Origin of the sequence: Vogesella mureinivorans (assembly GCF_007644035.1) — a bacterium.
Classification (GTDB): Bacteria; Pseudomonadota; Gammaproteobacteria; order Burkholderiales; family Chromobacteriaceae; genus Vogesella; species Vogesella mureinivorans.
Window position 1 is genome coordinate 96,605 of sequence record NZ_VMTV02000512.1, and the last position, 13,735, is coordinate 110,339.

Consider the following 13,735-nt stretch of genomic DNA (forward strand, 5'->3'; position numbering starts at 1 on the left):
TTAGCCTCCAAACAGACGCTTGAGGAAGCCGATTTTTTCGGCTTCAAGGAAGCGCATAGGGCGGTCTTCACCCAGGAAACGGGCAACTACGTCGGCGTAAGCTTCGGCCGCATCGCTACCCTTCAGGTGGATGGCCGGCGTACCGGAGTTCGATGCCTGCAGAATGGCCTGCGATTCCGGAATCACACCGATCAGGTTCACGCGCAGGATTTCTTTTACATCGTCTACCGACAGCATTTCGCCCTTGTCCACACGACTAGGGGAGTAGCGGGTAATCAGCAGATGCTCTTTTACCGGCTCGCGGCCTTCGATGGCACGGCGGGATTTGGACGACAGAATGCCCAGGATGCGGTCGGAGTCGCGCACGGACGAGACTTCCGGGTTGGTGACCACCACGGCTTCGTCGGCAAACAGCAGCGCCAGCAGCGCGCCTTTTTCGATACCGGCAGGCGAGTCGCACACAATGTACTCAAAGCCCATGTCGGCCATGTCTTTCAGTACTTTTTCCACGCCTTCTTCGGTGAGCGAGTCCTTGTCGCGGGTTTGCGAGGCCGGCATCACGTACAGGTTGTCGCAGTGCTTGTCCTTGATCAGGGTCTGGTTCAGCGTGGCTTCGCCGTTGAGCACATTGATCAGGTCGTATACCACGCGGCGTTCGCAGCCCATGATCAGGTCCAGGTTACGCAGGCCGACGTCGAAGTCGATCACCGCAGTCTTGTGGCCGCGCAGTGCCAGGCCGGATGCAAAACTGGCGCTGGTAGTGGTCTTGCCCACACCACCCTTGCCGGAGGTAACAACAATGATTTTTGCCACGATGGTCTTCCTTGCGTCGTCGTGATTCGTGTTATTCGCCAAGCGCCGTCATGACGAGGCGCTCGTTTTCTAGATAAATCTGGGTCGGTTTGCCCTGAATGCTGTCAGGCAGTGCTTGCTCGATGGTGCGATAGACACCGGCAATGGATACCAGCTCGGCTTCCATTCCTTGTACAAAGATGCGGGCCTGGGTGTTGCCACGCGCACCGGCCAGTGCACGGCCACGCATGGGGGCGTACACGTGGATGCTGCCATCGGCGATCAGCTCGGCCCCCACGTTCACGGTGGCCAGCACTACCAGGTCGCCGCCTTTGGCGTAGATCTGCTGGCCGGCGCGTACCGGGCGGTCCACGATCAGGGTATTCGCGGCCACGGGTGCAGCGGCAGGCGCAGCGACCGGGGCTGGCTGGCTGGCGGGTGGCGCTGCCAGCTCGCTGCGAGGGCTGGCGCTGGCATTGACATAAGCCAGACCGTACAGGCGGGCCAGCTCGGCTACGGCCATATCACGGTGGCGCAGGGCGATGATGCGAATGCCCTTGGCCAGAAACAGTGCGCGGATCTGGTCCAGATCCAGGCTGGCAGGGTTGTCGATGGCGTCCAGGTCTAGCAGGAACGCTTCGCTTTGCGAGGCATCGATCTGGTTGCCAAAGCGGGCTTCCAGCGCCGCTTCCAGCTGTGCGCAATCACCACTGCGCAGCAGCACCGCCAGCAGGTCCAGGCTGGCAGACTTGATATCAAAAGGGTTGGCCGCAGGGCTCATTGTGTGGCTTCGCTACCGGATAGATTTAATTTATCACCGGAGTGTAAAGCTTTGGCGACGGCCTTTCAACGCATGCATGACATATTCGTTCGCCTCGATGGTAAAAGGCAAAACTGCCTGTGGTGTTTTCTGCCTTGCTGCTGCGGCAAGGCGTTTTGTGCTTGATATGCTTAACGTGCTTGTCATTTTTGGTGGCCATGATGTGGCAAAAGCTGTTGTAAAAAGAGAGCCTTAGTTGTTGTGCAGATGTAAATTTGCTTGACATTGCTGCACTGCAATATAGAATCCGTATTGCTGCAATGCAGCAACGAGACTAAACGACGGTTTTGCTGCTGAGTTCTCACATTCGAAAAGGATCATGTCCATGTTTACCAACGCACAAGAATTTTCCGCTTTCGGTCAGGCACAGTTTGATAAAGCCGTTCGCCTGTCTACCATTTTCCTGTCCAGCGCCGAGCGCCTGACCAACCTGCAGCTGGAAATCTCCCGCAAGCTGCTGGCTGCCAACGCTGAAACCCTGAAGCAGCTGTCTGCCATCAAGGACCCGAAAGCGTTCGCCGAATTCCAGGCCGGTCTGGCCCAGCCTAGCCTGGACAAGGCACTGACCACCGCCCGCGAAGTGTACGACGCTACCCTGGTAACCCAGACCGAGCTGACTTCCTTTGTGGAAGAGCAAGTGGCTGAAACCAACAAGCAAGTACTGGACGTGCTGGACCGCTTTGCCAAAAACGCACCGGCCGGTTCCGAGCCTGCTGTACAGGCACTGAAAAACCTGGTGACCTCCAGCAGCGCTGCTTTTGAAAATGCTTCCAAAACCGCTAAAAAAGTCGGCTCCGAGTTCGCCGAAGCCAGCGTGGAAGCTGCCGAAACATCGGCCAAAGCAGCAAGCGCAGCAGTTAGCCGCGCCCGCAAGACCCCGGCTACGCCAGCTGCCTGATCGCTAGCTAGTACATGAAAAGCCCGCTTCGGCGGGCTTTTTCTATTTCAGGTATGTGCTGTTGGCCGCAGGCTATCAAACAGCTTTCTGGCGGGCTGCCCCAGCTCCAGCGCGAGCGCCAGTAGCGTGGCCAGGGTGAGAGCATAGTGAACTTGCTGCTGCGGTGGCTGGCGAAAACTCTCCAGCACGCTGTCGGCATCCTGTGGCAGTTGATATACGCCATGCTGCGTCAGGTAATGCCGGCACAGGGCGGCCAGCTTGTCGGCCAACTGTTGCTGCTGGCGGACCAGGCTCAGCCAGTCTATCTGCACCGCAGCGCCCTGCATCTGGCTGGCATGCTGTGCCAGCGCCGGGCCGGCCAGGTAAAACAGGCTGTCAAAGACGCGTTTGCACAAGCCTGCCGCGCCCGCTGGCCCGCAGTACAGCCAAGGCTGCCCGGTACCGGCCAGGCTTTGCAGTAAGGCTTGGCACTGCTGGTGCTTGATAGGGTCACCCGAGACCAGCAGTGCGGTAGGGGATGTGGGCAAAGGCTGCCATAGCAGGCACAGCTCCATGTCGTCGGCTGGCTTATCGGCGTCTAGCGGCAATGGGCGGCAATGCAGTGTGATGCCTTGCCAGATGATTATGTCATGGCCTTGGGGCGCGCACAGGGCTGCTTGCTCGGCTGGCAAGCGGTGCAGCAGGATATCGCGGTCATGACTGGGTGCAAGCATGGTAGCGGCTAGCTAAGTTTCCATTCGAATGTTTGCAGCCGCTTGATGAACCATCCCAGAGCCTGGCCGGGCTGGCTTTCTTTCCAGGCATAGTGCAGCTGTACCGGCGCGCGCTTTTCTTCTACTTCCTTGATCACCAGCCGGCCGGCAGCTACATCGTCATGGATGCGGCAAAGTGGTAAGAAACCTACCCCAAGGCCTGCACGTTGAACAGCGATTTTGTCTTCTACTGTGGCAACGGTCAGACGGCTTTGACCTTCTTGTATCGAAACGCTGCGTGGAGGCAAACTGCGTGACGTATCTGCCGCCACGGCGACGCGGTAGCGGCGTATCAAATGCTGTGGAATGGGCTCGTCTGCCGTGGCCAAGGGGTGGTCGGGTGCCACGCAGAACACAAACTTGGTCTTGCCCATGCTGCGGGTCTGGAACACACCGCCCTGGCTGTTTTCGGTGGCGCCAATGGCCAGATCTGCCCGGCCGTCTACCAGCGCATCCCAGGTACCGCCAAACACCTCACGCGTGATACGCAGCTCGGTATCTGCCCCTAGCTGATTGAACTCTTCCAGCAATAGCAGCACATCGTCAAAGAACAGCAGGTCGGACATGGCAATGCGCAGCTCGCCTTCCCAACCGGTGGCGTGGGTCTTGACGCGGCTTTCTATCATGGCTGCCGAATCCAGCAACGATCGGCCTTCTTTCAGCAGTAGCTCGCCGGTAGACGTCAGCCTGGCTTTGTGGCCGCTGCGGTCAAACAGCTGCACGTTCAGGTCTTGCTCCAGCTTTTGCACACTGTAGGTGATGGCAGAAGGGACGCGGTACAGCTCTTCTGCGGCGGCGGCAAAGCTGCCGCGCCGGTCGATGGCATCCAGCACCATCAGGGCATCAAGGGATAGTTTCATCTTCAGAATATCTGAAAAAAAGTGTCAGAAAGTTACGCTATATCCATCACTGGCACAGCAATATACTGCCATTGACAGTTTGCTGCAGTGCAAAGGGTTGGTTTGTCAGCCATTTTTGATATTGGCACGGCCACTTTGCTATTGCCAGATTTTTTGAATTAGCGTGCTGTTCGCCAGCTAGCCTGATGGCACAGCCATGCTATGACTTCGGTCTATTTATATAGGTGAAATGCGATGACTACCAAACTTGCCGTTGTTTATCACAGTGGTTATGGCCACACCGCCAAGGTCGCAGAGCACGTGGCCGAGGGTGCCCGTGCCCATGCCGAGGTGGTACTGTTCAATGCCGACGAAGCGACTGCACGTATGGAAGAGCTGGCCGCATTCGACGCCATCGTGTTTGGTGCGCCTACCTATATGGGCAGTGTATCTGCACCGTTCAAAGCCTTCATGGATGCCAGCGCCAAGGTGTGGTACAGCCAGGGCTGGAAAGACAAGATCGCCGGTGGTTTTACCGTGTCCAACAGCCCTAGCGGCGACAAGCTGAACACCCTGCAGCAGCTGTCGGTGTTTGCGGCACAGCACAGCATGATCTGGGTCGGCACCGGCCTGATGCCTGGTGGCACCATTGGCAGCGATATCAACCGCTACGGTAGCTCGCTGGGCCTGATGACCCGTACCGACAACGCGCCTGCCGAGGTAACGCCGGATGCGGCCGACCTGGAAACCGCGCGCCTGTTTGGTGCCCGCCTGGCCGAAAAAGCCGCGCAGTTCAAACGCGGCGCCTGATGCGGCCAACCGTATTGCAGGCAATAAAAAAGCCGGGGTAACCCGGCTTTTTTGCGTGCGGCGGCAGGCTTAGCCTTGCTTGGCGCGCTCGATACCTTCGTTCAGCTCGCGGGTCGCGTCTTCCAGCGTGCCCCAGCCATTGATCTTGACCCATTTGCCTTTTTCCAGGTCTTTGTAGTGCTCGAAGAAGTGCACCATCTGGTCGCGCAGCAGCTGCGGCAGGTCTTCCAGCTTCTGGATGTCCTTGTACATCGGGCACAGTTTTTCTACCGGCACGGCGATCAGCTTGGCATCTACGCCGCCGTCGTCTTCCATCTTGATCAGGCCCAGGGCGCGTACGCGGATCAGCACACCAGGTGGCAGCGGGAACGGGGTCACCACCAGCACGTCTACCGGGTCGCCGTCACCGGCGATGGTTTGCGGTACAAAACCGTAGTTGGCCGGGTAGAACATGGAAGTGCCCATGAAGCGGTCTACACACAGGGCGCCGGTTTCTTTGTCGAATTCGTATTTGATCGGGGCGCTGTTGGCGGAGATCTCGATCACAACGTTGATGTCGTTAGGCATGTCCTTGCCTGGGCTGATCAGGTCGATATTCATACGCGGTGTCCTTGTTAGGGTAGGGTAGAGTGAAACAAACCACGGGATTATAACAGCAGCACCGGCAAGGTATAATCGCCACTATTGATGACTGCCATAAGCCAGCATGATGCTAGACAAACTGATTACAGAATTCGACCGCGGCCTGCGCACCCTGTTTGCGCCGGCAGTCAGCAGCCGCCCCCGCCCGGACCACGCGCTAGCCGAGGCCGAGCTGACGGCTGCGGAAAAACAACACACCATCGGCCTGATGCGGGTGAACCACTGCGGCGAGGTATGTGCGCAGGCGCTGTACCAGGGCCAGGCGCTTACCGCGCGCAACCCTGCCGCGCGCGAGGCGCTGCGCCATGCCGCTTTTGAAGAGGTAGAGCACCTGGCCTGGACCGAGCAGCGCATCCGCGAGCTGGGTGGCCGCCCCAGCCTGCTGGGCCCGGTGTGGTACACCGGCTCGCTGGCCATTGGCGTCACGGCCGGCCTGCTGGGCGACAAGTGGAACCTGGGCTTTCTGGAAGAAACCGAAAAGCAGGTCGGTGCCCACCTGGATAGCCACCTGCAGCAGCTGCCGGAGCAGGACGCCAGAAGCCGCGCCATTGTGGCGCAAATGCGCGACGATGAGCTGAAGCACGCCGACATGGCGCATGATTTTGGCGCTGCGCCACTGCCACTGCCGGTAAAAGGGCTGATGAAGCTCACTGCCAAGGTGATGACGGCCACCAGCTACCGCGTGTAAGCCACCCTGTAGCACCCAATAAAAAAGCCCGCCAGAGTGGTAATGCCGTTCACTTAAGCAAGTGAACGGCATTTTTGTCTGGACGGTTTTTGAGAATAAAGAGGCGAGGTATTGAATCCGCTTCGCGGATGATGTTTGACATCCCCGGTTCCGCCCGGCGGACGGGAAAGGGGGCGGGTCGCCGCCCCCTTTTCTATCGCTGAGCGAATCAAAGATTCGCACGCAGACCCCGCGCCCCGGGGCTGCTCGAAACCCCGTGCAAAATGGCCCGCCCCAGGCGCCGCCGAACTCGCCGCGTGCTAACGTCACGCGGCTCAAACAAATCGGCGTCTTAAAACCTGGGGCGCCCCCTTTTGCCCGGCTCGCGCCAACGGGAAGGGGCGCTTCACTCACGCCCTCCCACTTGATGGCCAAGCACATTCGCCTAACTGACTGGCATTGCCGCGAAAGCGGGCTTTTTGCTGACGCTAGGCTCTGCGGCCAACCCCAAGGTTGGCCGCAGCCGCTTAGAAGAACACGAAAGTCAGCAGCACAAAGGTCGGAATCAGGAACAGGCAGGCCCAGCCGATGTAGGCAAAGAAGCTGGGCATGGCTACGCCGCGTTCTTCCACAATGGCTTTCACCATGAAGTTCGGCGCGTTACCGATATAGCTGTTGGCACCCATGAACACCGCCCCCATCGAAATGGCCAGCAGGGTGTTGGCGCCGGGGCCCATCAGCTGCTGGGCATCGCCACCGGCCAGGTTGAAGAACACCAGGTAGGTGGGGGCGTTATCCAGGAAGCTGGACAGCGCGCCGGTTAGCCAGAAGTAGGCACCGTTTACCGGGGCACCATCCGGCGTGCTCACCATGCTTACCAGCCCGGCAAAAGCACCGGCCTTGCCGGCTTTCAGCATGGCCAGTACCGGAATCATGGTGATGAAAATGGCGGCAAACAGCTTGGCTACCTCCAGCATCGGGCCCCAGTTAAAGGCGTTGGCCTGGCGGCAGCGGCCCGGGGTGAGCTTGAGCGACAGCAGGGTTACGCCCAGCAGCAGGATGTCGCGCACCACGTTTTGCAGCTCGATATCCAGGCCACCAATATGCCAGCTGATGCCTGGCTTCCAGATGCCGGACAGCAAAACGGCCACCACAATGCCGCCCAGCAGGGCAAAGTTCACCTTGCCTTCAATGCTCACGCGCGAATCCGGCGTCGGGTCTGGCAGCGGCGGCAGGTCTTCTTCCTTGTGGTAGTAATGGCGGTCCAGCAGGTAGAACACCACCAGCAGGATGGCGCTAGCCAGCGCCATCGGCGCCAGCATGTGCACCATGGTCCAGCCAAAGCCCACACCCTTCAGAAAGCCCAGAAATAGTGGCGGGTCGCCCAGCGGTGTCAGCGAGCCGCCGATATTGGCTACCAGAAAGATGAAGAACACAAACACGTGTGTTTTGTAGCGGCGGTTGTCGTTGGCGCGCAGCAGCGGGCGAATCAGCAACATGGCCGCACCGGTGGTGCCGGTAAAGCTGGCCAGCACGGTACCTACGCCCAGAAAGCCGGTATTCAGCAGCGGCGAGCCGTGCAGGTTACCGCGCAGGTAGATACCGCCAGCCACGGTAAACAGCGATATCAGCAGAATGATGAACGGCACGTATTCCAGTACCAGTGTGTGCGCCATTTCGTAGGCGGTAGCGCCCAGGCCGTGGCTGGCGGCAAATGGCACGATGAACAGCAGCGACCACATGGCAGCGATCTTGCCGAAATGGTGGTGCCAGACGTTGGCCGCTAATAGCGGCAGCAGGGCAATGGACAGCAGCATGCCGGCAAACGGCAGTGCCCAGGCAATGGCCAGTTCGCCGCCGTTGATGCTGGCCTGCGCAAACGCAGGTAACAGCAGCAGGGCGCCGGCCAGCAGGTGCGGCAGACGGGAGAGGTTCATGGTGAATCCTGTGTTGTCGGTAACGCAGCCCGTTCCGGCGCCGGATGCGTCGTCCTTTATGGTTTGCTCTGTCAGGGGTAACCGGAAGCGCGGCAGTTTACCAGCATCTGCCAGTGGTGGGGCTATCGGGGCTTTCCCCTTGCTGTTGCAGAATGTAAACAGCTGATATGCCAAGCAAAACGGCACCGCGCGTGAAGGCGGTGCCGTGTGCCGGTGGTGGGGGATTCAGGCGAGTAGTGCGCTTTGACTGCGCGCCAGTAGCGCGGCCCAGCCTGGCTCGGCGGCGCTGCCGTCTTTCAGCGCTACGCCGCTACCCTGCTGCAGCGCGGCGCGTATCAGCCACGCCAGCTTGAACGCCGCTAGCGGGTAGGGCAGGCCGGCTGGGCGCACATTCGAAATACAGTTGCGCTCCGAGTCCATGCGGCCAACCTTGGGTGCGCTGGTCAGGTAGACGCCCAGGCTGTCTGGCGAGCTCAGGCCGGGGCGCTCGCCCAGCAGCATGACCACCAGCCGCGCCTGCAGGCACTCGCCGGCTTCGTCAGCCAGCGCCACGCGGGCCTGGCTGGCGATGACCACCGGGCCGACGTGTAAGCCCGCCTCGGCCAGATACGGCAGGGTGGCGGCCAGCAGCGGTGCGGCGTGGCTGGCGGTGGCCAGCGACGACAGCCCGTCGCCCACCACAAACAGCACATCGCAGCCGCCGGCCTGCTGTGCCAGCAGCTGCGCGCGGCTATCGGGGTGCAGCCTGCGACCCAGGTCGGGGCGCTGCAGGTACTGCGCACGGTTGGCCGCAGCGGACTGCACCTGCAGCACGCTATGGCCAGCCTGCGTGAGCGTGGCGGCCAGCGCGGTGCTGTCCAGCGGCGTGTGTACTGCATCGCGTGCCTGGGCGTGCGCCAGCGCAAAGCGCAGCGTTTCGCGGGTGGGCAGGCTGGCACCGGCACGGCCCAGCGCAATGCGCGCTACCGTGTGCTGGCCCAGCGCCTGCCAGCTGTCTTCGGTAATGGTGTCGGGGTTGGCCGCGGCGCCGGGGAAGGGAATCACGCTCATGCTACGGTCTCCATCAGGCCCAATAGCGGTGGCTGCTGGCCGTGTGCCTGCAGGCGGCCCGCGCGGGTAATGGCCATGGTTTCCAGCCAGTCTTCAAATTCCGGCGCCCGTTTCAGGCCCAGCAGCTCGCGCAGGTACAGCGCGTCGTGAAAGGACGTGCTCTGGTAGCCCAGCATGATGTCGTCGGCGCCGGGCACGCCGATGATGAAGTGGATACCGGCGGTACCCAGCAGGGTGAGTAGGGTGTCCATATCGTCCTGGTCGGCCTCGGCATGGTTGGTGTAGCAGATGTCGCAGCCCATGGGCAGGCCCAGCAGCTTGCCGCAGAAGTGGTCTTCCAGGCCGGCGCGGATGATCTGCTTGCCGTCGTACAGGTATTCCGGGCCGATAAAGCCCACCACGGTATTCACCAGCAGCGGGCTGAAGTGCCGCGCCACGGCGTAGGCGCGGGCCTCGCAGGTTTGCTGGTCAGCCCCCCAGTGCGCGCCGGCGGAGAGCGCGCTGCCCTGGCCGGTTTCGAAATACATCACGTTGTTGCCCACCGTGCCGCGCTGCAGGCTGCGTGCTGCGTCGTGCGCCTCTTGCAGCACGGCCAGGTTGATGCCGAAGCCGCTGTTGGCCCGCTCGGTACCCGCTACCGACTGGAACACCAGGTCCACCGGCGCACCGCGGTTGATCAGCTCCAGCGTGGTGGTCACGTGCGTGAGCACACAGCTTTGCGTGGGGATGGCGTAACGCAGGCGCACCTCGTCCATCATCGCCAGCATGGTGTGGATGGCCTCCGGGCTGTCGGTGGCCGGGTTGATGCCGATCACCGCGTCGCCGGCGCCGTACAGCAGGCCGTCCAGCATGGCGGCGGCAATGCCGCGCGCGTCGTCGGTGGGGTGGTTGGGCTGCAGGCGCACGCCCATGTGGCCGGGCAGGCCCTGGGTATTGCGAAAGGCGGTGACCACGCGGCATTTGCGCGCTACCAGAATCAGGTCCTGGTTGCGCATCAGCTTGCTGACGGCGGCGGCCATTTCCGGCGTGATGCCGGGGGCCAGTGCGGCCAACGTGGCAGGGTTGGCCGCATCGGACAGCAGCCAGTCGCGAAAGCCGCCCACGGTCAGGTGCGCCACGGCAGCAAAGGTGGCGGCATCGTGGCTATCGATAATCAGCCGCGTGATCTCGTCGTCTTCGTACGGGATGATGGGGTGCTGCAGAAAGTCGCGCAGCGGCACGTCGGCCAGGCAGTAGCGTGCTGCTACGCGCTCTTCGGCGCTGGCGGCGGCCACGCCAGCCAGCAGGTCGCCGGAGCGCAGCGGCGAGGCGCGGGCCAGCAGGGTTTTGAGGTCGGCAAAGTGGTAACGGCGCGGGCCAATGGTGATGTGGTACATGGTGCTTCAGGGCCGGCGCAGCCGGCCCTGCCTCGACGGAGTATCAGGATGCTTCGGTGGCCAGTGTCGGCTTCACGGAGGGCTCGCTGGCCTCGCCGTGCAGCAGCGCGTCGTGCGCGGCAGCGGCACGCTGGCGGTGGGTCGCCAGGTAGTAGGCAAAGCCGGCCGCCATAATGGCCAGGAACAGGCCGGTCAACATGGTGTTGTAGTACACCATGGCTACTAGGCAAACCAGCGCGCAGCCCAGGGAGATGGCGGGCAGCAGCGGGAACAGCGGCGCGGCGTAGGGGCGCGCCAGGGCGGGCTCGCTGCGGCGCAGCTTGAACAGCGACAGCATGGACACGATATACATCACGATGGCGCCGAATACCGACAGCGTGACGATGTTGGCGGTGAGTGGCAGGCCGCCAATCTGGATAAAGCTATCGCTGAAGATGGCGGCGATACCGATCACACCGCCAGCCAGAATGGCACGATGCGGGGTCTTGAAGCGCGGGTGTACCACCGCCAGCGCAGGTGGCAGGTAGCCGGCACGGGCCAGCGCAAAGATCTGGCGCGAGTAACCCATGATGATGCCGTGGAAGCTGGCGATCAGGCCGAACACACCCAGCCATACCAGCATGTGCAGCCAGCCGCTGTCACCGCCCACAATCACTTTCATGGCCTGCGGCAGCGGGTCGTTGATATTGGACAGCGTGCGCCAGTCGCCCACGCCACCGGCCATCACCATCACGCCCAGCGCCAGCGCTACCAGTGTCAGGATGCCGGCGATATAGGCGCGCGGAATGGTCCGCACCGGGTCGCGCGCTTCTTCGGCGGCCATGGCGGCGCCTTCGATCGCCAGAAAGAACCAGATGGCAAACGGAATCGCCGCAAAAATGCCGCCAATGGCCGCCAGGCTGAACGCGTCGTTGCCGGCCCAGCCGTGGGCGGTGAAGTTGGCCCAGCTAAAGCCCGGCGCCACCACGCCCATGAACACCAGTAGCTCGAAAATGGCCAGCAGCGTGACACACAGCTCGAAGGTGGCAGCAATGCTCACCCCCACGATATTCAGTGCCATGAACACGATATACGCGCCACAGGCAATCCACTTGGCGTCCAGCGCCGGGAACTGCACGTTCAGGTAAGCGCCGATAGCCAGGGCGATAGCCGGTGGGGCAAACACGAATTCGCACAGTGTTGCAAAACCTGCCACAAAGCCCCCCACCGGGCCAAAGGCGCGACGGGCGTAGGCAAACGGGCCGCCCGCGTGGGGGATGGCGGTGGTGAGTTCGGTAAAACTGAAAATGAAGGCGGTGTACATCAGCGCCACAAATAGCGTGGTGGCCAGAAAACCCAGGGTACCTGCCTGCGCCCAGCCGTAACTCCAGCCAAAGTATTCGCCCGAGATCACCAGCCCGACGGCGATGCCCCAGAGCTGCCAGCCGCCCAGCTTGCGTGCCAGGCCATGGTTGCTTGTGCTCATTGTTGTTGCTCCATGCTTGTTTGCTCCCTGCCTGCAGCACCCGCTGTCAGGCCTTCAACGCCATGGTAGGAAGCGCCCGCAGGCGGCCGGTATCGCAAAACGGAAATTACCGTTACCCCCCAATGCACATGTGCCGTGGTTTACGGCAATATTGCAATCTTCGTGCCGGCGCTACGCACCGGAATAGTGCGTAACAAGGCGGGGAAGGTTGGCCGCACGCACTCGCCTTGCGCACCCGGCCGGGCTGTTGTGCACGATGCTGGCGAATTTGCCGCTTTTGGATAGCCAATGTCATGAGCGGTAGCTGGTGCAGCTTTTGCTAGGTTTTCGATGTGGTTTTTAGCAAACGGAGGACGTTGTGCACGCACTCACCGGCATGGCCAGCATGCAGCTGACCACTCGCATGGCCGTCGACGCGGCCGATCACGCGGCCTTCATCACCGGCTGGCAGCAGGACTACGCCCAGCTATCCTGCGGGCGCTATCAGGGGCGGCTGGACGAGCTGTGCCTGCCGCGGCTGCAGCTGTTTCGCGAATACGCCTCGTGCGAAACCTTCCAGCATTGCCAGCCCTGGCAGGGGGCCATGTGGTTTGGCATACCGCACCCGGCAGCAGGCGACCGCCTGCGCTTTGGCGGGCGCAGCGTGGCGCCGCACAGTGTGCTGGTGTCACCGGGCGGGCGCGACTTTACCCTGCGTACACCGGCCAACTTCCTGATTTACGGCATGGTGCTGCCGCTGGCGCTGCTGGATCTGCACACCCAGCTGCATACCGGCGCGCATGCCCCGGCCAGCTGGCAGCAGCCGGGTGTACTGACCCTGCCGCCCGATGTCTACCAGCAGCTATGCCAGGCTTTCGACAGCGTGCTGGATAGCCCGCCAGCGCACGCGGTACCTGCTGTGCTGGCCCAGGTGAGCGTGGCTGCGCTGGTGCAGGCCTTGCGCCAGGGGCAGGGCCTGGTACAGCAGGGGCCCAGCCCGATACAGCGCCGGCATCTGGACTGGGTCGCGGCGGCCTGTGCCCTGGCTGCCAGCCCGGCCGACACGCTGCCTACCGTAGATATGCTGTGCGAGCAGCTGCACGTTACCCGCCGTACCCTGCAAAACGGCTTTCAGGAGGTGGCCGCCACTAGCCCGCTGCAGTTCTTGCGCGCGCTGCGGCTGAACCGGGTGCGCCAGGTATTGCGAGCGCCCGCCGTGGATAACCTCTGTATCAATGATCTGGCTGCAGAATGGGGCTTTGCCAGCCCCAGCCACTTCAGCTACGACTACCGCCGCCTGTTTGGCGAAACCCCCAGCCAGACACGTTTGCACGCTGCCGGCCTGGCCTCCGCCTAGCCACGCGCTGCGCCTGGCAAACCGGCCTGCCGGTTTCTTGCCTGTTACCGCCTAAACGCTACCCCCACCACCCGCATCCTGGCCGCGCGCTGCCCGACGGGCAGGGTTGGCCGCACCCCCTATCGCTGGCGCGATAAACCACAGGCATCGGTTTGATGCCGCGTGTTCTGCTGCTTTCCATTTGAAAATATGTATGACATGGGGCTTGATTAATACATAATATTGGTTTTGATATTCGACAGTTAATGCTAAAAACCAAGGCCGTTTTTCCGGCTAGCTTTTATTGCTTATTTTATTGATTGCAAGCGATGTCGGCCGCTGTGCGCTAAGGGTTTGGGGTAGAGGATGCTA

At 61.8% G+C, this 13,735-nt stretch carries 13 protein-coding genes; 4 read left to right on the forward strand and 9 right to left on the reverse strand.

All coding sequences use genetic code 11. The annotated features are described in order from the left end of the window. Both minD and minC read right to left on the reverse strand, forming a co-directional pair. Positions 1-813, reverse strand: coding sequence for a septum site-determining protein MinD (gene minD / locus FLQ44_RS14165; RefSeq protein ID WP_147694932.1), 813 nt, complete (start codon positions 811-813; stop codon positions 1-3). A gap of 31 nt (positions 814-844) precedes the next feature. Beyond that, complete coding sequence (gene minC, locus FLQ44_RS14170; protein WP_147683088.1) at positions 845-1,573, reverse strand: septum site-determining protein MinC; 729 nt, start codon at positions 1,571-1,573, stop codon at positions 845-847. A gap of 364 nt (positions 1,574-1,937) precedes the next feature. On the opposite strand from minC, the gene FLQ44_RS14175 reads away from it, so the two are divergent. After that, on the forward strand, positions 1,938-2,510 hold the full coding sequence (locus tag FLQ44_RS14175; protein ID WP_147694934.1) for a phasin family protein: 573 nt from the start codon (positions 1,938-1,940) through the stop codon (positions 2,508-2,510). A gap of 47 nt (positions 2,511-2,557) precedes the next feature. Here FLQ44_RS14175 and FLQ44_RS14180 read toward each other — a convergent pair whose 3' ends face one another. Together FLQ44_RS14180 and FLQ44_RS14185 are read right to left on the reverse strand one after the other, a co-directional pair. Further along, on the reverse strand, positions 2,558-3,223 hold the full coding sequence (locus tag FLQ44_RS14180; RefSeq protein ID WP_147694935.1) for a hypothetical protein: 666 nt from the start codon (positions 3,221-3,223) through the stop codon (positions 2,558-2,560). A gap of 8 nt (positions 3,224-3,231) precedes the next feature. Continuing rightward, on the reverse strand, positions 3,232-4,122 hold the full coding sequence (locus FLQ44_RS14185) for a LysR family transcriptional regulator (RefSeq protein WP_170252980.1): 891 nt from the start codon (positions 4,120-4,122) through the stop codon (positions 3,232-3,234). Positions 4,123-4,356: 234 nt separating this feature from the next. Between FLQ44_RS14185 and FLQ44_RS14190 the strand changes: the two genes are divergently transcribed. Further along, the gene (locus FLQ44_RS14190; protein WP_147694936.1) at positions 4,357-4,911 is read left to right on the forward strand and encodes a flavodoxin family protein; all 555 of its coding nucleotides are present in this window, start codon (positions 4,357-4,359) and stop codon (positions 4,909-4,911) included. Positions 4,912-4,980: 69 nt separating this feature from the next. Here FLQ44_RS14190 and ppa read toward each other — a convergent pair whose 3' ends face one another. Beyond that, positions 4,981-5,511: an inorganic diphosphatase gene (gene ppa, locus FLQ44_RS14195; RefSeq protein ID WP_017510136.1), complete on the reverse strand. Its 531-nt coding sequence runs from the start codon at positions 5,509-5,511 to the stop codon at positions 4,981-4,983. A gap of 109 nt (positions 5,512-5,620) precedes the next feature. Here ppa and coq7 point away from each other — a divergent pair, with 109 nt between their 5' ends. Then, positions 5,621-6,241 carry a 2-polyprenyl-3-methyl-6-methoxy-1,4-benzoquinone monooxygenase gene (gene coq7 / locus FLQ44_RS14200; protein ID WP_147694963.1) on the forward strand — a complete coding sequence of 207 codons (621 nt, stop codon included), beginning with the start codon at positions 5,621-5,623 and terminating at the stop codon, positions 6,239-6,241. Positions 6,242-6,747: 506 nt separating this feature from the next. On the opposite strand, the gene FLQ44_RS14205 is transcribed toward coq7, so the two are convergent. The 4 genes from FLQ44_RS14205 to eat form a co-directional block, all read right to left on the reverse strand. Further along, positions 6,748-8,157 carry a sodium:proton antiporter gene (locus FLQ44_RS14205; protein ID WP_147694937.1) on the reverse strand — a complete coding sequence of 470 codons (1,410 nt, stop codon included), beginning with the start codon at positions 8,155-8,157 and terminating at the stop codon, positions 6,748-6,750. Between the two features lie 225 nt (positions 8,158-8,382). Continuing rightward, a complete protein-coding gene (gene eutC / locus FLQ44_RS14210) occupies positions 8,383-9,207 on the reverse strand; it encodes an ethanolamine ammonia-lyase subunit EutC (RefSeq protein ID WP_147694938.1) in 825 nt (274 codons plus the stop codon). Next, complete coding sequence (locus tag FLQ44_RS14215) at positions 9,204-10,583, reverse strand: ethanolamine ammonia-lyase subunit EutB (RefSeq protein ID WP_147694939.1); 1,380 nt, start codon at positions 10,581-10,583, stop codon at positions 9,204-9,206. The genes eutC and FLQ44_RS14215 overlap by 4 nt, the downstream gene beginning before the upstream one ends. A 43-nt stretch (positions 10,584-10,626) precedes the next feature. After that, complete coding sequence (eat, locus tag FLQ44_RS14220; RefSeq protein WP_147694940.1) at positions 10,627-12,048, reverse strand: ethanolamine permease; 1,422 nt, start codon at positions 12,046-12,048, stop codon at positions 10,627-10,629. A 358-nt stretch (positions 12,049-12,406) separates the two neighbouring features. Here eat and FLQ44_RS14225 point away from each other — a divergent pair, with 358 nt between their 5' ends. After that, entirely contained in the window at positions 12,407-13,384 is a 978-nt protein-coding gene (locus tag FLQ44_RS14225) for a helix-turn-helix domain-containing protein (RefSeq protein WP_147694941.1), read from the forward strand. Positions 13,385-13,735 lie beyond the last annotated feature (351 nt).